The organism is Micromonospora sp. LOL_021 (assembly GCF_048060215.1).
Classification (GTDB): domain Bacteria; phylum Actinomycetota; class Actinomycetes; order Mycobacteriales; family Micromonosporaceae; genus Micromonospora_E.
The window spans coordinates 353191-373522 of the sequence record NZ_JBHMIN010000001.1 but is presented as its reverse complement, the minus strand read 5'-3'; the positions used below and the strand labels follow the sequence as shown (position 1 = coordinate 373522).

Here is a 20332-nt window from a genome sequence, read left to right as displayed (position 1 = left end):
GTCCGGCACCACCCGTGCCAGCGGGTCGCGCGGCACCGTCGTCGCGGCGTCCGGGACGAGAGGTACCCGTCGGAGAGGGGCGCGGGTGTGCACGAGCGGCAGCGTTGGCTGATGGAAGGACAGATCGGATGCGGCAGCCAACCAGTGGCACGACCGTGACGCTGGAACCGGATAGCGGGCCCACCCTCGCCGAGCTGGCCCGACAACACGGCCTGGCGGTGAGCGGTGCCCGCCCGTCGCTGGGTGCCTACGTCAAGCAGTTGTGGTCGCGGCGGCACTTCATCTGGGCGTACTCCAACGCCCGGCTGATCGCCATGTACACCAACGCCCGGCTGGGCCAGATCTGGCAGGTGATCACACCGCTGGCCAACGCCGGGGTGTACTTCCTGGTCTTCGGGCTGCTGCTGGGCACCGACCGCGGCATCGACAACTACATCGCGTACCTCTGCACCGGGATCTTCATCTTCACCTTCACCCAGCAGGCGGTGACCACCTCGGCCCGGTCGATCGGCGACAACATGAACCTGATCCGGGCGGTGCACTTCCCCCGGGCCAGCCTGCCGTTGACCTCGGTGCTGGTGCAGTTGCAGCAACTCGCCCCGTCGATGACCGTGCTGGCGGTCATCATGCTGGCCACCGGTGAGGGGATCGACTTCAGCTGGCTGCTGCTGATCCCGGCGCTGCTGCTGCAGACGCTGTTCAGCGGCGGGCTGGCCATGATGGTGGCCCGCTGGGCGGCGCGCACCAGTGACCTCTCCCAACTGCTGCCGTTCGTGATGCGGACCTGGCTGTACTCATCCGGCGTGTTCTACAGCATCGACCGGTTCACCGGCGACCTGCCCGGCTGGGTGGTCACCGTGCTGCAGTTCAACCCGATGGCGGTCTACATCGACCTGGTCCGCTACGCGTTGATGGACTCGATGGGCAGCCCGCCCGGGTACCTGTGGCCGGCGGCCGGCGGTTGGGCCGTGCTGATGGGTGTGGTGGGCTTCATCTACTTCTGGCGTGCCGAGGAGGAGTACGGCCGTGGCTGACCTGCTGGACGCACCGGCTTCCGGGGCCGACACCCGGGTGCCCACCGTGATCGTCGACGACCTGCACGTCGTCTACCGGATCAACACCGGCGGCGGCGGGCGCAACAGCCCGGTCGCGGCGCTGCGACGGATCGCGACCCGCAAGCAAGCCCCGACGGTACGCGAGGTGCACGCCATCCGCGGCGTCAGCTTCGTGGCGCACCGTGGCGAGGCGATCGGGCTGATCGGCAGCAACGGCTCCGGCAAGTCGACCCTGCTGCGTGCGGTGGCCGGCCTGCTGCCGCCGCGCCGGGGCAGGGTCTACACCCAGGGTCAGCCGTCCCTGCTCGGGGTGAACGCCGCCCTGATGAACGACCTGACCGGCGAGCGTAACGTCGTGCTCGGCTGTCTGGCGATGGGGATGAGCCCGGCGGAGGTGCGGGCGAAGTACGACGGGATCGTCCAGTTCTCTGGCATCAACGAACGGGACGATTTCGCGTCGCTGCCGATGCGGACCTACTCGTCGGGTATGGCGGCCCGACTGCGGTTCTCGATCGCCGCGGCGAAGAGCCACGATGTGCTGATGATCGACGAGGCGCTGGCCACCGGCGACGCCGCGTTCCAGCGGCGCAGCGAGGAACGGGTCCGTGAGCTGCGGGCCGAGGCCGGGACCGTCTTCCTGGTCAGTCACAGCAACAAGTCGATCCTGGACACCTGTGAGCGCAGTATCTGGCTGGAGTCCGGCGTGATCCGCATGGACGGGCCGAGCACCGAGGTGGTCAAGGCCTACCAGGAGTACGCCAACCGCAGGTGACCCGAGCCGGGTGTCCGGGGACGGCGTACCCGTCGCCCCCGGACACCCGTGCGGATGATGGTCTCAGCCTCAGCCGAGACCGTTGCGGATCGCGGTGACCAGTTCACCGTTGCCGGTGTCGCCGGACAACTCCCAGAAGAACGCCCCGCCGAGGCCCTGCCCCTTGGCGTAGTTCATCTTGCCGCCGATGGTGGCCGGGGTGTCGTAGCTCCACCAGTTGTTGCCGCACTTGGCGTACGCGGTGCCGCCGATGGTGCCGGTCGCCGGGCAGGTGTTCTTGAGTACCTTGTAGTCCTCGATGCCCTGCTCGTAGGTGCCCGGCGCCGGACCGGTGGCGGTGCCACCCGGAGCGCTCTGGCTGACGCCGGTCCAGCCCCGACCATAGAAGCCGATGCCGAGCAGCAGCTTGTTCGCCGGGATGCCCTTGCTCTTCAGCTTCTGGATCGCCGCGTCCGACCAGAAGCCCTGCTGCGGAATTCCCGGATACGAGGTCAGTGGTGAATGCGGGGCGGTCGGTCCCTGCGCGTTGAAGGCACCGAAGTAGTCGTACGTCATCGGCATGATCCAGTTCAGGTCGCCGATGGCTCCGGCGTAGTCGGCCGCGTCGATCTTGCCGCCGTTGCTGCCGTCCGCGGTGATCGCCGCGGTCACCAACGCGCTCGACCCGAACCGGTCACGCAGTGCCGAGATCAGGTTCCGGAACGCCGCAGGGCCGCTGGAGTCGCAGGTCAGGCCGCAGGCGTTGGGGTACTCCCAGTCGATGTCGATGCCGTCGAACACGTCCGCCCAGCGTGGGTCCTCCACCAGGTTGTAGCAGGACTCGGCGAACGCGGCCGGGTTCTGCGCGGCCTGGGTGAAGCCGCCGGACCAGGTCCAGCCGCCGAACGACCAGATCACCTTCAGGTGTGGATACATCGCCTTGAGCTTGCGCAGCTGGTTGAAGTTGCCGCGCAACGGCTGGTCCCAGGTGTCGGCGACCCCGTCGACACTGTCCGCGGCGGTGTACGCCTTCTCGTAGTCGGCGTAGCTGTCCCCGATGGCGCAGCGCCCACCGGCGGTGTTACCGAAGGCGTACATGATGTGGGTCATCTTCGACGCCGACCCGCTCGTGTGGATGTTGCGCACGTGGTAGTTGCGGGCGTACACCCCCCACTGGGTGAAGTAGCCAACCACCTTCTGCCCACCGGGCGGCGGTGGCGGAGTCGTCGGCGGTGGCGTGGTGGGCGGCGCGGTCGTCGGGGGCGGGGCGGTGGTCGGTGCCGGGCCGCCGGTGCAGGACACCCCGTTGATGGTGCAGTTCTGCGGCGCTTGGAAGGCGCCGGTGCCGATGTAGCCCCAGCTGAACGAGGCTCCCGGCGCGAGGCCACCGGCCCAGCTCTTCTTCACCGCGGTGTACCGGTTGCCGCTGCGCGTCACATCGGCGTCCCAGAAGCTGCTGATGGTGGTGCCGGCCGGCAGGTCGAACTCGATCCGCCAGGTGCCGACGGTGGCGTCGGAGCCGTTGGCGACCGTCACCCGGACCTCGTGCCCGGTACCCCAGTCGGAGCTGGCGACGAAGTTGGCGGAGATGGTGCCGGCGCCGAAGGCCGCGGTGACCGGCACCGCCGCCGCGGCCGTCACCACGGCCAGCGCCCCGGCCCAGACGGCGCGGCGCAGTGATCTTCTCATCAGGCGTCTCCCCATTTAGTTAGGAAACTTTCCATAAAGTTCCTGAGACGCTACTCACACATCGACCAGTTCGTCAAGATGTCGATATCTCGATGGCTGCGCGACCAGGCTGGAACGCCGGCCGGCACTGCCGGGGACCGCGCGGACGAACCCGGGGCTCAGATCCGGCGTCGGCCGGAGAACCCACACTCCAGGCGGTGGTACCAGCGGATTTCGCCGTCGCCTTCCAGCCAGCACCACAGGACCGGACGGTCGTCCAGCTCGCCCGGGAAGTCGAGCAGCACTGGGGCGACGCCCTTCACCTGGATCTCCTGCTCGTTGAGCTCGTCGAGAATTCCGTAGATCCGCGCTTCCAGCCCTTTCACCTCGGCCAGACCGCCGTGCGGGCTGTCCGATCCGGCCGCCAGGTCCGCCCGCAACTCAGCCAGGTCCGCGCGGAGCAGGACCAACTCGTCGATCCGGGGACGCAGGGTTGCCATCAGGTGGCGGGCCTGGGCGAGGGTGAACACGTTCGCCAGTATGGTCCATCACCACCCGTCTTCGCCGCCGCCCCGGGCCGCCGCCGGTCGCCGTGCGCCGGCGGCGGCACTGGGCGCGTCGGCGGAACGCGCCCGGCAGCCGGCCGTAGGGGGGCAGCCAGGGCCGGCTGTCGACGTCGCCGCAGGGGAAGTCACGACACGACGCCGGTACGGCGGTCGCCCAGCTCCGGCGGACCTCGTTCCCGTCGAGCCACCTACGACCACCTATGTCGCAAACGGTAGCCACACCGACACGTTCAGCGGAAGGGGGTGAGCGTGAATGAATACCTCAGCCGTGCTGCGCGGCCAGCTCCCGGGCGCGGTCGCGGGCCGCTTCCAGGGCGGCGAGCAACGCCGCCCGGACCCCGTGGTTCTCCAGCTCGCGGATGGCCGAAATGGTGGTGCCGGCCGGCGAGGTGACGGCCTCGCGCAGCTTGACCGGATGCTCGCCGGAGTCCCGCAGCATCACCGCCGAACCGATCGCCGTCTGCACGATCAGGTCGTGTGCCACCTGGCGGGGCAGCCCGAGCAGGATTCCAGCGTCGATCATTGCCTCGACCAGCAGGTAGAAGTAGGCCGGGCCAGAGCCGGACAACGCGGTGACCGCGTCCTGCTGGGTCTCCGGCACCCGGATCGTGACACCGAGCGGCTGGAACATCTCCTCGGCGAGGGCCAGATGCTCGGCGGTGGCGTGCCGGCCGGCGGAGATGGCGGTCATCGCCTGGTCCACCAGCGCCGGGGTGTTGGTCATCACCCGTACCACCGGGGTGCCGTCCGGTAGACGGCGGGCGAAGAACTCGGTCGGTAGTCCCGCGCAGAGCGAGATGACCAGTTTGTCCGCCGGCACCTTGGGGCCGATCTGGTCCAGCAGGGTGGCGGCGTCCTGCGGCTTGACCGCCACGGCCAGCACCTCCGCCTCGGCCACCGCGGTGTGGTTGTCCACCACCGACACGCCGTAGCGCACCGCGATGTCCTCGGCCCGCTCCCGCCGCCGAGTCGTCGCCAGCAGTTGATCGGCCGGCCAGCCGGCCCGCAACAGGCCGGAGAGGACCAGCTCGCCGATCTTGCCGGCGCCGATCACGGCCACCTTGTGCGCGCCGGGAGGCATCCGGACCCATCCTCTCTCGAACCGAACCGAACCGAACCGAAGCCGGACCGGGACCGAAGCCGGACCGGGCGGAGCGGCGCCCTGGCGGGAGCCGCCCGTCCCGGCCCGGAACCGGGTGGTCAGCTGCCGAAGAAGACCTCGGCCTCGGTGTAGCGCTCCAGCGGTACGGTCTTGAGCTCCCGGGTCGCCTCGGCCAGCGGCACCCGGACGATGTCGGTACCCCGGATACCGACCATCTTGCCCCAGTCGCCGTCGTTGGCGGCGTCGATGGCGTGCAGGCCGAGCCGGGTGGCGAGCACCCGGTCGAAGGCGGTGGGGGTGCCGCCGCGCTGGATGTGACCCAGCACGACGGTCCGGGCCTCCTTGCCCGTCTTGGCCTCCAGCTGCTCGGCGAGCCACTGGCCGATGCCACCGAGCCGGACGTGGCCAAAGGAGTCGAGCTCCTTGTTCTGCAGGACCATCTGGCCCTCCATCGGGTGGGCGCCCTCGGCGACCACCACGATCGGGGCGTACTGCTTCTGGAAGCGCTTCTCGACGTAGGTGGCGACCTGCTCGACGTCGAACTCGCGCTCCGGCAGCAGGATCACGTTCGCCCCACCGGCGAGTCCGGCGTGCAGCGCGATCCAGCCAGCGTGCCGGCCCATCACCTCGACGACCAGGGTGCGGTGGTGGCTCTCGGCGGTGGTGTGCAGCCGGTCGATGGCCTCCATCGCGATGTTGACCGCGGTGTCGAAGCCGAAGGTGTAGTCGGTGGCGCCGAGGTCGTTGTCGATCGTCTTCGGGACACCGACCACCTGGACGCCGAGCTCGTGCAGCTTGGTGGCGACGCCGAGGGTGTCCTCGCCGCCGATCGCGACCAGGGCGTCCACGCCCTGGGACGCCAGGTTCTCCTTGATCCGCTCGACCCCGCCGTCGATCTTGAACGGGTTGGTCCGGGACGAACCGAGGATGGTGCCGCCCCGGGGCAGGATGCCCCGTACCTCGTCGATGCCGAGAGGCCGGCTCAGCCCTTCCAGCGGTCCGCGCCAGCCGTCGCGGAATCCGATGAACTCGTGACCGTAGCTGGCGACGCCCTTGCGCACCACCGCCCTGATCACTGCGTTCAGGCCGGGGCAGTCGCCGCCGCCGGTGAGCACGCCGATACGCATGATCCGCTCATCCTCCAGGAAACTGTGCGGTAGACCCACTCGAGCCCCAGGAACGAAGTCCGGTCAGACCGTCGGCATCGTTGCCGGCCCGGGGCGGGCCGTCAGTGCGCACTTTATCGGCCCGGCCGGCAACCGGGCGAGCAGACCCCGAGGATCACCGGACCGTCGGTGGCCCGGTCACCGCCGGTAGGCCCGGCTGATCACCTGCCAACGGGCAAGGTTGTGGCGTGCGTCGACGAGCGCGTCGTGCCGGTCGGCGGCCGACGCCGGCAGATCCGGCCGACCGGCGTCGTCCCACCGCTGCCGCAGGTCCTTGGTGAACCGGGGAATCTCCCGGGGCAGCGCCGGCATGGCCCCCCACAACTGGGCCAGCGCCACATGGTCGTACGCGGCGTACCAGGCCCACAGCTCCAACTCGGCGGCCGAACCGTCGCGCAGCGGCGCGACCAGGAACGCGTACAGATCGTCGCGGATCCGCGCCCGGGACCGCCAGGCCGGATCGGCCGGTGACGGCAGCTTGTCGAGCACGTGGCGACGCACCCATGGCACCGCCCGGGCGCCGTCGAACTCGGTGGAAACCGCGTAGAACTCCCGGCCGTGCTCGTCGACGACACCGATCGAAACCAGGTCGACGAGGCGCCCGTCCTCGATGAACTCGCAGTCGTAGAAGTAGCGGTAGATCATTACCGCCATCCTCGCCGATACCGGAAATAGACCCCCATCGGGGTACCGGCCGGAGCGTCGCCGTCGACCGGCTCGCTCCGACCGGCACCGCATCCCCACGGCCGGATCCGCCGGGCCCCCGTGTCGGCCCCCACCCGCCGGTGGATCTGGCCGCTAGCCTGCCGGTTTGTCGGGCACAGGACTGTCACAGAAATGATTGTGGGGGTGTACACCACGCGACACGGCAGCCATGATCTGATGTTGACACCGTTCTCCGAACGGTATCTATTTCATGTTCGCCTGGGTCGGGTGATGCACCCCGGACGGGCACGTTGGTGCCCCCCGGTGGGATGGTGCCCTTGGTGGGGAGGGGTTGGACCGTGGAGATGCGCCTGCCGGAGCCGGGTGATGCGCTCACCGGCGTGGACATGTTCGCCGGCCTCGAACCCGAGGTCCGGCAACGGGTCATCGCTGCCGCAGTGCCCCGCACCTACCGCAGGGGTCAGTTGCTCTTCGTCGAGAACGACCCGGGCGAGTCGCTCATCGTGCTCAAAAGGGGCGCCGTCGCGGTCTTTCGCACCGCGCCGACCGGCGAACGTGCGGTGTTGTCCGTCGTCCGCCCGCCCGACGTGCTGGGCGAGGTGTCGCTGCTGGACGCGTCGACCCGGTCGGCGTCCGCCGAGGCCATCGAGGACTGCACCGCGCTGGCGTTGTCCCGGGGCGCGTTCATGGATCTGGTGCACTCCAACCCGCGCATTCTCGACGCGGTGATGCGCTCGCTCGGTGCGCTGATCCGCCGGCTCACCGAGCAGAACGCCGATCACGTCTTCCTCGATCTGCCCGGTCGGGTGGCCAAGACGCTGGTCCGGCTGGCCGGGGAGAGCCAGGCCCCGATGATCACCATCGAGCTGAACCAGAGCCAGCTGGCAGAGATGGCCGGCGGCTCCCGACAGAGCGTCAACCAGGCGATTGGCTCGTTCAGCAACCGGGGTTGGCTGCGTACCGAAGGTCGGCGGATCGTGGTGACCGACGTGGCCGCGCTGCGCCGCCGGGCCGGAATGGCCGACCGGTGAGGACGACCCCGGCGGTACGCGCGTGGCGCGCGTACCGCCGGGCCTGACGTCTGCCGGCTGTCAGGGCTGGGTGCTGGTCGGGCCGATCCAGTTGGTGCCGACCTTCTCCCCGGTCGGGCCGATCCACTCCTCGGCCACGACCCCCTCCTCCTGCAGCTTCGCCAGCGTGCCGGCGTCGAGATCGATCATCTCCCCCGCGCCGTGGCTGACCCCGGACGAGTCCGTCCAGTCCTTCTCCAACTTGACGTACACCATGTCAGGACTCCCCTGCTCGGTCTGATCTGGCCAGATGAATGTATCCCGGTACCACCGGTAGATGGACTGTCCATTAACCAACAGCCCGGTTATGGACAGTTGACCGCACCGGCGATACTCGGGCTGACGCACCCGCCGTGACCTGCGAGTCCGGCCACCCCGGCAGGTCGGGTCCGGCACCGCCACGCCCGGCCGGGCATAGCCGCTGGCCAGGGCAGGTGGCCAGATGCGACAGTAGGCTCCCGACTCGACGTTCCCGCGAGGAGGCTGGCATCGCTGCCCCGTGCGAAAAATGTGGCCGGACCGCGGCCGACGACGACCGCTACTGCGGCGGCTGCGGTACGGCGCTCATCCCTGTCTGCGCGCACTGCGACCGCCCGCTGGCGGCCGACGCGAGCTTCTGCACCTCCTGTGGGCAGCCGCAGGGCGGCCGACGACCGACCGAGCCGAGTCAGGAGGACCGACGTCGGGTCAGCGTCCTGTTCATCGACCTGATCAACTTCACGCCGTACGTGGAACGGGTCGATCCCGAGCAGGTCCGGCGGATGCAAACGAACTTCTTCTCCATCGCGCGCCGGGTCGTCGGCCAGTACGGCGGGGTGGTGGAGAAGTACATCGGCGACGCGGTGATGGCGCTGTTCGGTGCGCCGGTGGCCACCGAGAACGACGCCCTGCGCTGCGTCCGGGCCGGGCTCGACCTGCGCCGCGCCCTGACCGAGTTCACCGCTTCCGCCGGCGAGGGACTCCGGTTCCGTATCGGCGTGGCCACCGGCGAGGCACTGGTCGACACCGGCGCGGCCCGCGACGGTGGCCAGGCGTTCCTGGCCGGCGACGTGGTCAACACCGCGTCCCGGATGCAGTCGGTGGCACCGGCCGACGGGTTGCTGGTGTGCGGTGTCACGCACGGACTGACCAAGGAGGCGATCCGCTACGACCCGCAGCCAGCGGTGACGCTGCGCGGACGGTCGTCGCCGACCGAGGTGTGGTTGGCGCTGGCCCCGTTGCGTCCCGTGCCGGCCGACCGGCAGACCGACGCGACCCCGCTGATCGACCGCGAACACGAACTGGGGCTGCTGGTCAACGCGCTGTACCGGTCGATCCGCGACCAGCGGCCCCAGGTGCTCACCGTGCTCGGCCAGGCCGGCATCGGCAAGAGCCGACTGGTCCGGGAACTGCTGCGGCACACCGAACGGCTGGTCGACCAGCCGGTCACCTGGCGGATCGGGCGGTGCCCGCCGTTCGGGGAGAACGTCACGTTCGCCGCGCTCGCCGACATCGTCAAGGCCGAGGCCGGCATCCTCGACACCGACCTGGCCACCGTCGCCGAGCAGAAGTTGGCCACCGGGGTCCAGGCCCTGGTCGGGCCGGAGGCGGACCGGCTGGTCGACGCGCTGCGCCCACTGGTCGGGCTGCCGCACCGCAACCTGCCGGCCGAGGAGACCGAGTCAGCGTGGCGGCGCTTCCTGCTCGCCCTGGCCGCCCGGCAGCCGACCGTGCTGGTCTTCGAGGACCTGCACTGGGCCGACGAGGCGATGCTGCGCTTCGTCGAGCTGCTCGGCGCCTCCGCCCGGCAGGTGCCACTGCTGCTGCTGTGCACCGCCCGACCCGAGTTGACCAGCCGTGAGCCGGCCTGGGCGGGCACCACCCCGGGCGCGCTGACCGTCACCCTGCCGCCGCTGCGCGACACCGGGGTGGCCGCACTGTACGCGCACATGTTCGGTGCGGCGCCGTTCTCGGCCGATCTGCTCGGCCCGTTGATCGAGGTGGCCGACGGCAACCCGCTCTACGCACACGAGTACGTGCGAATGCTGATGGAGCAGGGGGCGTTGCGGCGCAGCGGCCGTGGTTGGGCGTTGACCCGCAGCGATCGGCTGCCGATCCCGGACAGTGTGCACGGGGTGATCGCCAACCGGATGGATCTGCTGGACGCCACCGACCGGGCGGTGCTGCTCGCCGCAGCCGTGGTCGGGGTGCAGTTCTGGCCCGGCGCGGTCGCCGCCGCCCTCGGCCAGCCGGTGGAGCTGGTCGACCGGGCGCTGCGCCGGTTGGAGCAGCGCGACTTCGTCCACGAACAGCCGGATTCGACGATGGCGCAGCAACCCGAGTTCCGGTTCCGCCACGTGCTGGTCCGCGACGTCTGCTACCAGCGGTTGCCCCGTAACGAACGGGTTGCCCGGCACGCCCGGACCGCCGACTGGTTGGACACCCTCGCTGGCGACCGGGACACCGACCTGGCCGAGGTGCTGGCCCATCACCGGTGGGCGGCGCACGAGATCGCGGACACGCTGGGTCTGGAGACCCACGGGTACGCCGGGGCCGCCCGGGACGCCCTGCACCGTGCGGCCCGCCGGGCGTACGCCCTGCACGCGCTGGACGTGGCGAGCGGGCACGTGGAACGCGCGCTGCGCCTGGTGACCGTCGCCGGCACCGACGGGCTGGGTGAGCGGTTGCAGCTCGAACTGCTCGGTGCCGAGCTCGCGTTTCTGCGCGACGGCCCGGGTTTCCTCGCCGACGGGGGCACCGAACGGCTGGGTACGCTCGCCGACCAGCTGGCCGACGTCAACGATCAGGGGTGCGCGGCCCGGGCCTGGACCCTGCTCGGTCGGGCCGCCTGGCTGCGGACCGACCGGGACGAGGCGCTGCGCTGCCTGGACCGGGCGGTGGAGCTGTTCGACGCGCTGCCGGACACCGATCAGAAGGCCGACGCGTACGCCGAGCTGGGCCGGCTGCACATGCTCAACCTGGAACGGGATCCGGCGGTCGCGGCGGCCGGCGCGGCGGCCGAGATCGCCGACCGGCTGGGGCTGATCGAAACGCTGGTCAACGCCCGGATCACCGTTGCCATGGCCCGGTACCAGTCCGGGGACCGGTCCGGGCTCGACGAACTGCTGGCGGCCACCGCGATGTGTCGCGAGCACCAACTGCTCGCGCTGCCCCGGGCGCTGCAGAACCTGTCGTACGCGTTGTGCGAAGAGGGTGACTGGTCCGGCGCCCAGGAGCTGATGTCCGGTGCCGCCTCCGGCTCCGGGCTGAGCACCGGATACTCCGGCGAGGCCATGCGTGCCTACTTCGCCGGGGACTTCGCCGCTTTCCTCGCCGCCGCCGATGCCTTCGTCGCGACGCCCAGTGGCCGGTGGGACATCCAGGTACGGGGCCTACGGGCGTGTCTGCGGGTACTGCGTGGCGATCCGGTACCGATGGCCGACCAGAGCGGGGTCGACGACGTCGCCGACGCGGTGCGCGCGGCCCGGGACAGCGGCTTCCGCCGGCCGTACTGGAACAGCCTCGGCCTGGGCGCACTGTGCCGGGCGCTGCAGGGGCGGGGTGTGGAGGCCGCAGCGCTGCTCGACGAGCTGGACCGGTCCTGGTCGAAGGTGCCCGCACTGGCCAGCGGCGAGTGGATCGCGGCAGCCGCGTTCGCCGCCGCGGCCGCCGGGCGTGGCGCGGCGGTGCAGGTCCGGGCGATGCTCGACCGGGTGCAGCATCGCACCCCGTGGGCCGAGGCGGCGCTGCGGACGGTGACCGCGGCGGTGGCGGCGGCCGACGGAGAGAATCGCGCGGCAGGTGAGCTGTACGCCGCTGCGGCGGCCGGTTTCGCCGACATCGACGCGACCACCGACCGGATGATCGCGTTGGCGTTGGCCGTGGCGGCGTGGCGGCGTGGCGGCGACCGCGATGCCGACGCGGCGGCGCTGGCCGAGGTGCGAAGCTTCGCGCTGCGCAACAAGGCACCCGGGTTGCTGCACCTCAGTGACCAGGGTACGGGCGGCTACCGCTGGTCTCCGACCCTGGCGTCGTGACCACTGGCGGCGGGATCGACGGACACGGCACCGCACAACGCCCTCCCACAACCACCTACCGGCGTGTCACGATTCAAGGGCACGGCACGCCCCCGGCCGGGGGCCCGCCGGCGGATAGGACGCGACGGCGGCCGGTGAGGAGTTGATTCGGTGTCTGCGGGTGGCGCGCGTCGGGGGCGGCGGGACAACGGCCTCGACGCATCCGAGTACGCCGTGGCCGGCGACGTCGACCCACGGGTCGGGGAACACCTGCTCGACGTGCTCGCCGCCGGTGGTATCGCGGCATACCTGCAGCCGTCGTCGGACGTCAATCCGGTCACCCGCACGACCACCGTGCCGGCCCGGCCGGTGGACCGGCTCTTCGTCGATCGGGCGCACCTGGACACCGCCCGGGGCTTTCTGGTGCAGCTGGCCGAGGACGGTCCGGTCGCACCGGGCAGCCGCTCCGGGTCCCCGGCGGCCGGGTCCGGGCAGATCCCGTCGCCGGCGTCGGACCCGACTGCTCCGGCCGGCGCGGGGCAGCCGGCCGGTCGGGACGCCGACGCCGACGCCGTCTGGGCCGGCATCATCGCCAACTACCACGCTCCGGCTCCGGCGGACCCCACCGCCGCGCCCTGGCCGGCCGCCGAGAACCTCCCCCCGGTCGAGAACCTGCCGCCGGTCGAGGACCGGTCGACCGGCCGGGACGCCACCGAGCGAGGCCCGGCGGATCGGGCCGGCGACAGCCGGGACAGCGACAGCCGGGCCGGCGACGATGCTCACGGCCGCGCCGAGCCGGAGTCCACGGCCACCGGCACACCGGACCCGTTGCCGTGGGCGGTCGGCTACACCAACATCTCTGTCGGACGGCGGGACGACGAACCGTCCCTGCTGGACGGGTTGGACACCTTCGGCGCCCGGTTGCCGGACGAGCCGGAGGAGGGTTACACGCCTCCCCTGCCGCCCCCGTTGCCCCGGTTGTCGTCCGCTGCGGTCCTCGGGGTACTGGCGATCATCGCCGGCTTCATCCTCTTCGTCTTCCCGACAGTGCTTCCGGTGGATCGTGGACTGGCCATCCTGCTCGGTTTCGCTGGCGTGGTCGGTGGGTTTGTCACGCTGATCTGGCGGCTGCGGCCGGATCACGACGAGGATGACGACCTGGACGACGGCGCGGTCGTCTGAAACTGACCAACGGATGGCGAAAATCCGGATTCATTGACGGCTGTGGTCACTCTGTAACACTCGCGTAACTTGGTCTCAGTAGGAATAATTCTCGTAGCCGATCCCCACGAGTTCGTGATCACTCGCCATGCGCGGCAACCGCCGCAGCGAAACGAGGTCCCCTCATGCGTCAGAGTTCTCTCGTCGTGGTGGCGAACCGGCTGCCGGTGGACGACAGCGTCGCACGCGACGGCGCGTGCGAATGGCGTCGCAGCCCCGGTGGTCTGGTCAGCGCCCTGCACCCGATCCTGCAGCACACCCCCGCCACCTGGGTCGGCTGGGCCGGCGGCACCGGCCCGGCACCGAGCCTGCCCGACATCGACGGCGTACGGATGCACACCGTCGCTTTGTCCCAGGAGGACATCAGGGACCACTACGAGGGGTTCGCCAACGCCACGCTCTGGCCGCTGTACCACGACTCCGTCGAGCAGCCCGCGTACCACCGCAGGTGGTGGGAGGCGTACCAGCGGGTGAACCAGCGCTTCGCCGAGGCGGCGGCGGCCGCCGCCGAGCCGGGCGCGCTGGTCTGGGTGCAGGACTACCACCTGCAACTGGTACCCGGAATGCTCCGGGCGCTACGGCCCGACCTGCTGATCGGATTCTTCCTGCACGTTCCGTTCCCGCCGCCGGAGCTGTTCATGCAGCTGCCCCGCCGGGCCGAGCTAATGCTCGGCATGCTCGGCGCCGACCTGGTGGGGTTCCAGCGCGCCCAGGCCGCGCACAACTTCGCCCAGCTGGCGACGAAAGTGCTCAAGGTGCCGGCCACCGACCGACGGATCGCCATCGACGACCGGGTGGTACGTATCGGTGCCTTCCCGGTGTCGATCAACATGTCCGAGATGGAGTCCCTCGCCGGCCGGCCGGACGTGCTGGAACGGGCCCGTCAGCTGCGGTCCGACCTCGGTGACCCGCAGCACGTCATCCTCAGCGTGGACCGGATGGACTACACCAAGGGCATCGAGCAACGACTCAAGGCGTACAGCGAACTGATCGCCGACGGGCACATCAAGGTCCGCGACACGGTGATGGTCCAGGTCGCGGTGCCCAGTCGGGAACGGGTCGAGCAGTACCGCATCCTGCGCGACCGGGTGGAACGCGAGGTCGGACGGATCAACGGCGAGTTCGGCCGGGTCGGCGAACCGGCGATCCACTACCTCAACCAGTCGTTCAGCCGGGCCGACCTGGCGGCGCTGTACCGGGTCGCCGACATCATGGCGGTCACCCCGCTACGGGACGGGATGAACCTGGTCGCCAAGGAGTACGTGGCCGCCCGGGTCGACGACGACGGTGCGCTGCTGCTCAGCGAGTTCGCCGGTGCCGCCGCCGAGTTCCAGCAGGCGTACCTGGTCAACCCGCACGACCTCGACGGGCTCAAATTGACGCTGATGCACGCGCTGGAGGCATCACCGACCGACGTGGCGGACCGGATGCGCTCCATGCGCGAGCATCTGCGCACCCACGACATCCGAGCCTGGGTACACGGCTACCTCACCGCGCTGGACCGCACCGGTTCCCTGGCCGCCCGGCTCACCGCCTGACCCCACCGGCCGATCGCCAGCGGTCAGCCGGCGCCCTTGTCCAGCCAGTCGAGGATCGCGTCGACCGGCTCCGTCCAGCGGGCGTCGAGCATCAGATCGTGACCCATCCCTGGGAACAGCAACGGAGCGCCTCCGTACCGCCGGGCCGCGCGGTCCAACACCGCAGCCGGCACCACGCGGTCGTCGGGGCTGCCGAGGACCAGCACCGGTGGATCGCCGACCGGCGGCTCGACCCGCTGGCGGACCAGCAGCTGCCACTGGGCCCGGACCGACGCGCGCCCCAAACGATCCACGTAGGACAGCGCGACGGCCTCCGGAAGCTCCCGGCTGAACAGTTGACCGGCGCGCAGCCGCAACGCCCCGCCGAAGACGGCCGGCAGGGTGCCGAACGGATTGCGCCGCAGCGCCGCGCCGAGCAGCGACCAGCCACCGAGCACGGGGGCGGCCAGCACCGCGGCCCGCGCCGGATAGCGGGCCAACGCGTGACCGACCACCAACGCCCCGGCGCCGTGCCCGATCAGCACCGCCTGCCGGGGCAGGCCGGCTGCGGCCTGCACCACGTCGTGCACGTACGCCCGCAGGTCGGCCCGCGGCGCCGTCCCGCTGTCCCCGTGCCCGCGCAGACTGACCGCGTACGCCGGGAACCCGCGCTCGGCGGCCCGCTCCAGCCAGTGCTCGGCGAACACCCACGCGCCGTGCCCGAACCCGGGCACGAACAGCAGCGGCGGTCGGCCCTCGTCGCGCGACACGTCGGCGTGCAGCACCTCGCGACGCACCGCCGGGACCGGTCTGGCCCACTCCCGGGTACGGACGATGCGTTGGGCCGCAAGGGTACGACTCATCGGGCCGCAACCTCCAGACTGTCCAGGGTCTCCTGCAGCGCGCGCAGGTAGGTGACGTGGCTGACCTCGAACCAGCGCCGGGCCGGGTCGGTCGCCTTGGCGTCGTGCCAGGGCCGTCCCGCGCCGGCCTCGATCCGGGCGGCGAGGGCCGCGGTGGCCGCCGGGTCCGCCGACCGGGCACGCAGCCACCGGGCGACCACCACGCTCTGCCAGTGGACCAGCGGCAAAACCCCGAACTCCGCCTGCACCAGCCCGACCACCGACAGCGTCGGGTGTCCCGGAACGAAGGCGTGCAGGTGCAGGCGGGGCCGGCCATCCGCGTCGACGCCGAGTACCCGCGGGTCGAGAAAGTCGAACTGGGGCTGGTAACCGGTGGCGAGCACGACGAGGTCGGGATCCACCTCGGTGCCGTCGGTGAGCTCCACGGTGTGCCGGCGGAACCTGGCCACGTCGGGCACCGGGCGGACCGTACCGTGCCCGATGTGCAGGACGAGTTGGCTGTTGACCACCGGATGGGCGTCGAACACCCGATGCTCCGGAGCCGGTAGCCCGAACCGGGTCTGGTCACCGACGACCAACCGGAGCAGCCGGTGGAGAACTCCCTGGCGCAGCCAGCGCGGCAGACGCCAGGCGAGCAGCCCTGCGTGGACCTGGTCACTCGGCCGGCCGAACAGGTACTTCGGGGTGTACCAGTAGCCCCGGCGGGTGGAGTGCCAGCAGCGGGCCGCCTGTTGCCCGGCCTCGACCGCGATGTCGCAGCCGGTGTTGCCGCCGCCCACCACCAGTACCCGCCGGCCGCGCAGCTGGGTCGCGTCATGGTAGGCCGACGCGTGGATCACCTGCCCGGTGAAATCGGACAGTCCTTCGTAGTCGGGCAACCGGGGTGCCCAGTTGTGTCCGTTGGCGACGACCACGGCGGCGTAGCGCTGAGTGCGTTGGGCACCGTTGCCGCCGGCGCTGCGGGTCGTCACGTCCCACCGGTCCCCCGGCGCCGGTTCGACCCGTACCACCTCGGTGCCGAACCAGATGTGCCGGCGCAGATCGAAATGGTCGGCGTAGCGTTCCAGATAGGCCAGCAGCTGGCTGTGGTGCGGGTAGTCGGGCCAGCTGTCCGGCAGCGGGAAGTCGGGGTACTGGCTGAACGGCTTCGACGAGATCAGATGGGTGCTGGCGTAGACCGGACTGCGGTCGTGGCGCCAGTTCCAGGCACCGCCGACGCCCGTCTCCCGCTCGTAACAGTCGACCCCGAACCCCTGTTCGCGCAGGTTCTTGACCGCGCACAACCCGCTCGCCCCGGCACCGATGACGCAGACGTTCTCACCCTGTTCGGAGATCGGGCGGTCGTCCCGCCACCGGTCGGCACCGGTGGTGGGGCTGTCGTAGTCAGCGGAAGTAGACACCGGCAATCTCCTTCGTACGGCTGCGAAATCGTGCCGGCTAGCCGCCCCGCTTGTCCAGTCCCGGTGCCGGATCGGTGAGCACCAGATCGGCAACGACCGGAAGATGGTCACTCGCCCGCCGCGCCGCCGGGGTGTCCACCACCCGGCAGCCGGCCACCTCGATCCGCGGATCGACGAAGATCGCGTCGATCCGTCGGCGCGGGTCGCGGCCCGGGAACGTGCCGGCCCGGCCCGACCCGGCGGCGGCAGCGGCGTCGGTGAATCCGGCGGCGGCCAACCGCCACGCCTCACCGGTGTCGCCTGGCGGTGGGGTGTCGGAGCCGGGCACAAGCCGGGTGTCGGAGCCGGGCGACGGCGGGCCGTCGGGGTTCGCCGGCTGGTCGTTCACGTCCAGACCGAGGATCACCGGCGCATCGACCTCGGCGCAGGCCTGGCGGAGCAGCCGGGCCTGCGCCGGCCGCTCCGTCGGGTCAGTGGACAGATGCGACCCGGCTACCACGAAGCGGGCCGGGCCGACCGCGCAGCGGGCGAACACCGCGCCGCGCAGGTGCCGGCCGGGCGTCAGCGGGAACCGGACCGACCAGGTGCTCCTCACCCGTACCCGCAGCGTGGTCAGCACCAGGTTGCCCAACGGCGGTGGCCCACCGGCTCCGACCACCATGTCGAACGCGTTCGCCAACGCGGCGGACCTGGTACGCCACCGCCACCGGCGCGGTGCCTCCTGCAGGATCGCCACATCCGGTGCGATCTGGCGGACCACCTCGGCCAGCGCGGCCCGGTCGTCACGCTGGCCGTGGATGTTGTACGTGAGCACCCGCAGCCGCACACCGGGCCGCTGCGGCGCGGTCGTCTGGTCAGCCGTCACAGTCTCCTCCTCGGCCCGATGGGCTCAGATCCGCCGGGCGAGGTCGGCCGCACCGACCACCCCGGCGGCGTTGCCCAGTTCGGCCGGCCGCACCTCGGCCACCGGGATGCGGACCCGTTGGGCCAGCGCGTCGGTGTACGCCCGTTGAGCGGGGCCGAGCAGCAGTTCACCAGCGTCGACCACGCCGCCACCGATCACCATCACCTCGGGATCGAGGATCTGCGCCAGGTCGGCCAGGCCGATGCCGAGCCAACGCCCGATCTGCGCGAACGCCTCGCAGGAGACCGGGTCACCGGACCGGGCCGCGGTGGTGACCATCGGCCCGGTGACCGCCTCGGCGTCGCCGCCGGCCAGGGCGAGCAGTTTGGTCGCCCGGTCCGGTTCCTGCCGGGCGCCGGCACGGGCGAACCGGACCAGGGCGTTGCCGCTGGCGTACTGCTCGATACAGCCCTGCCGGCCGCAGCCGCACTGATGTCCGTCCGGGACCGCCAGCATGTGGCCGAGTTCCGCGGCGATGCCGTGCGCACCGCGGACGAGTTCGCCGCCGTACACGATGCCGCCGCCGATGCCGGTGCCCACGGTGAACATGACCATCGAGTCGGCGGCGTCCCGGCCGGCGCCGTGCCGAAACTCTGCCCAGGCCGCGACGTTGGCGTCGTTCTCGACGATCACCGGCAGGTCGACCGCCGCGCTCACGTAGTCCCGCAGCGGTTCGTCCCGCCAGGCGAGGTTCGGGGCGAACAGCACAGTTGATCGATGCGCGTCGATCCATCCGGCAGCCCCGATACCGACCGCGCCGACCGGGTGGTTCGCCGCCAGCTCGAGCACCACCTCGATGATCACGTCCCGGGTCTTGGCCACGTCGTCGGCCGGCGTCTCGTGCCGGGTCCGGGCCAGGACCTTTCCGTCCGGATCGACGACCCCGCCGGCGACCTTGGTGCCACCGATGTCGACTCCGATGGTCAGCGTCACCGCTGCCGCTCCCCTCTGCTGTGCTCTTCGCGCGGTGTCCGCACCGGGTCCGGTCCGGCGGCTGTCCACCGCCGGGGCAGTCGTCCGGCCGGACGGTGCCGGATCAGGCCGGATCAGGTCCCGCCGGCCGTGGTCCGGCCGGGTGGCACCCGACCGGTCCGGCTCCGCCCCGGCGGCATCCGCGCCGGGTGTCGCCGGGGCGGTCACCGCCGGACCGCCGGAGCGGCCCTGGGCTGGTGGTGCGCCTGTCCCGGCGACGTCGACGGGGGCGTTCGTCGCGGCCGACCAGACGTCCCGATCACCCGCTGAGTCCGAATCATCCATGGTCCAGGTGGCCTGGCGCCAGACCTCGTCGTCCGAGGTCATCCGGCCGGTCGGCGGATCGTGCCGATTCGGCGGCGGGCCGGCGGGATCCGCAGCCGGCGAACCGGCTGCCGGCTCCGGCGGCGCCGCGGGGTCAGCCGTACGGTCCGGGGCCGCCGCGGGGTCAGCCGGACGGTCCGGGGCCAGGGCACGCAACAGGCTGGCGACTCCGGCGGCGAGGTCCCCGGCACCGGCGGCCAGCCGGTCGGCCAGCTCCGGGCTGGGATCACGCAGTGCCGTGATGGCCCGGCAGACCGGGCAGACGCAGCAGGCCGGGTCGCCGGTGGCGACCGGACCGGTGCCGCCCAGCAGGTCACGCAGCAGGCCGAGGCCGCCGGCGGCGCCAGCACCGAGCCGCTGGCCGCGCGCCGCCAGCTGCGCCATCGCCAACGCGGTCGCCACCAACCGTTCCGCTTCCGCCCGCGCGGAGCGAGGATCTGTTCCCACCGTCGGCCCGCCCCCTAGCCTGTCTCCGTCGCACCGAGCTGTTCCACTCGGTGCTTGAGCTGTGTCAGGGCGGCATCCATGATCATTTTTTCGGCCTTGCGACGGAACATCCCGAGCATCCCGACGGAGAGCTCGACCTCCAGCGTGTAGGTCACCGTGGTGGTTCCGTCCCCGTTGTCCTCGATGTCGTACGCACCGTCCTGCCGGCGCTGCATCCGGGACGGCTCAGCCAGCCGCCACTCGATCCGGGACAGGTCCTCGGAGTACTCGTAGATCAACGTGTACTCGTCTGCGAGCACTCCGGCGTCAAGCACGAAGCGGACCTCACGGGCGTATCCGTCCTCGTACTCCTGGCGCACCTCGACCCGGTCCAGCGCCTCGGTCCACTCGGGGTAGCGCACGAAGTCGCAGATCACCGCCGTCACCCGGGACGCGGGCGCGGCGACGACGATCGACTTGGTGGAGGACTCCGCCATGTGGGGCAGGCTACCCGGTGCCGGGCCAAGATCAAGCCAGTGGCCGACAACCGTCCGGCCGCCGCCGGCAGCGGGCTGACCGCGCAGGTCATCGGTCGCCCGGTAGGTTGCGGGTAGCCGGACGTGCACCGCCGGTCCGGTCCGCCTCAGCCCGCGAGCACAAGGAGTG

The 20332-nt window shown here is 71.2% G+C and carries 17 protein-coding genes; 6 read left to right on the top strand and 11 right to left on the bottom strand.

Annotated elements, in window-relative coordinates; all coding sequences use genetic code 11:
- The first annotated feature begins 128 nt into the window (after positions 1-128).
- Entirely contained in the window at positions 129-1034 is a 906-nt protein-coding gene (locus ACFHWT_RS01755) for an ABC transporter permease (protein WP_278170320.1), read from the top strand.
- Positions 1027-1827 carry an ABC transporter ATP-binding protein gene (locus tag ACFHWT_RS01750; RefSeq protein WP_416592809.1) on the top strand — a complete coding sequence of 267 codons (801 nt, stop codon included), beginning with the start codon at positions 1027-1029 and terminating at the stop codon, positions 1825-1827. The genes ACFHWT_RS01755 and ACFHWT_RS01750 overlap by 8 nt, the downstream gene beginning before the upstream one ends.
- 69 nt (positions 1828-1896) lie before the next feature.
- On the opposite strand, the gene ACFHWT_RS01745 is transcribed toward ACFHWT_RS01750, so the two are convergent.
- The 5 genes from ACFHWT_RS01745 to ACFHWT_RS01725 form a co-directional block, all read right to left on the bottom strand.
- A complete protein-coding gene (locus ACFHWT_RS01745) occupies positions 1897-3495 on the bottom strand; it encodes a glycosyl hydrolase family 18 protein (protein ID WP_416592808.1) in 1599 nt (532 codons plus the stop codon).
- Positions 3496-3653: 158 nt separating this feature from the next.
- Positions 3654-4004: a DUF2203 domain-containing protein gene (locus tag ACFHWT_RS01740; RefSeq protein WP_123602715.1), complete on the bottom strand. Its 351-nt coding sequence runs from the start codon at positions 4002-4004 to the stop codon at positions 3654-3656.
- A 298-nt stretch (positions 4005-4302) separates the two neighbouring features.
- Complete coding sequence (gene proC / locus ACFHWT_RS01735) at positions 4303-5121, bottom strand: pyrroline-5-carboxylate reductase (RefSeq protein ID WP_416592807.1); 819 nt, start codon at positions 5119-5121, stop codon at positions 4303-4305.
- A gap of 119 nt (positions 5122-5240) precedes the next feature.
- Entirely contained in the window at positions 5241-6269 is a 1029-nt protein-coding gene (locus ACFHWT_RS01730) for a 6-phosphofructokinase (protein WP_278170326.1), read from the bottom strand.
- A gap of 177 nt (positions 6270-6446) precedes the next feature.
- Positions 6447-6953 (bottom strand): polyadenylate-specific 3'-exoribonuclease AS, encoded by a 507-nt coding sequence (locus ACFHWT_RS01725; RefSeq protein ID WP_416592806.1) that lies wholly within the window; start codon positions 6951-6953, stop codon positions 6447-6449.
- Between the two features lie 359 nt (positions 6954-7312).
- Between ACFHWT_RS01725 and ACFHWT_RS01720 the strand changes: the two genes are divergently transcribed.
- Positions 7313-8005, top strand: a complete 693-nt coding sequence (locus ACFHWT_RS01720; RefSeq protein WP_123602718.1) for a Crp/Fnr family transcriptional regulator — start codon at positions 7313-7315, stop codon at positions 8003-8005.
- A gap of 60 nt (positions 8006-8065) precedes the next feature.
- Here ACFHWT_RS01720 and ACFHWT_RS01715 read toward each other — a convergent pair whose 3' ends face one another.
- Entirely contained in the window at positions 8066-8260 is a 195-nt protein-coding gene (locus ACFHWT_RS01715) for a hypothetical protein (protein WP_416592805.1), read from the bottom strand.
- Between the two features lie 218 nt (positions 8261-8478).
- On the opposite strand from ACFHWT_RS01715, the gene ACFHWT_RS01710 reads away from it, so the two are divergent.
- The 3 genes from ACFHWT_RS01710 to ACFHWT_RS01700 all read left to right on the top strand — a co-directional run bounded on the left by ACFHWT_RS01710 (position 8479) and on the right by ACFHWT_RS01700 (position 14798).
- On the top strand, positions 8479-12060 hold the full coding sequence (locus ACFHWT_RS01710) for an ATP-binding protein (RefSeq protein WP_416592804.1): 3582 nt from the start codon (positions 8479-8481) through the stop codon (positions 12058-12060).
- Between the two features lie 150 nt (positions 12061-12210).
- Positions 12211-13221 carry a DUF308 domain-containing protein gene (locus tag ACFHWT_RS01705; RefSeq protein WP_416592803.1) on the top strand — a complete coding sequence of 337 codons (1011 nt, stop codon included), beginning with the start codon at positions 12211-12213 and terminating at the stop codon, positions 13219-13221.
- Positions 13222-13385: 164 nt separating this feature from the next.
- Positions 13386-14798 (top strand): alpha,alpha-trehalose-phosphate synthase (UDP-forming), encoded by a 1413-nt coding sequence (locus ACFHWT_RS01700; RefSeq protein WP_278170335.1) that lies wholly within the window; start codon positions 13386-13388, stop codon positions 14796-14798.
- A gap of 23 nt (positions 14799-14821) precedes the next feature.
- Here ACFHWT_RS01700 and ACFHWT_RS01695 read toward each other — a convergent pair whose 3' ends face one another.
- From ACFHWT_RS01695 to ACFHWT_RS01675, 5 genes are all read right to left on the bottom strand, one after another.
- A complete protein-coding gene (locus ACFHWT_RS01695; RefSeq protein WP_416592802.1) occupies positions 14822-15640 on the bottom strand; it encodes an alpha/beta hydrolase in 819 nt (272 codons plus the stop codon).
- Positions 15637-17040: a flavin-containing monooxygenase gene (locus ACFHWT_RS01690; protein ID WP_416592801.1), complete on the bottom strand. Its 1404-nt coding sequence runs from the start codon at positions 17038-17040 to the stop codon at positions 15637-15639. Before ACFHWT_RS01690 ends, ACFHWT_RS01695 begins: the two co-directional genes overlap by 4 nt.
- A 37-nt stretch (positions 17041-17077) precedes the next feature.
- Positions 17078-17905, bottom strand: a complete 828-nt coding sequence (locus tag ACFHWT_RS01685; protein ID WP_416592800.1) for an endonuclease/exonuclease/phosphatase family protein — start codon at positions 17903-17905, stop codon at positions 17078-17080.
- Positions 17906-17929: 24 nt separating this feature from the next.
- Entirely contained in the window at positions 17930-18877 is a 948-nt protein-coding gene (locus tag ACFHWT_RS01680; RefSeq protein WP_416592898.1) for an ROK family glucokinase, read from the bottom strand.
- Between the two features lie 824 nt (positions 18878-19701).
- Positions 19702-20163: an SRPBCC family protein gene (locus ACFHWT_RS01675; protein WP_278170342.1), complete on the bottom strand. Its 462-nt coding sequence runs from the start codon at positions 20161-20163 to the stop codon at positions 19702-19704.
- Between the last annotated feature and the right edge of the window lie 169 nt (positions 20164-20332).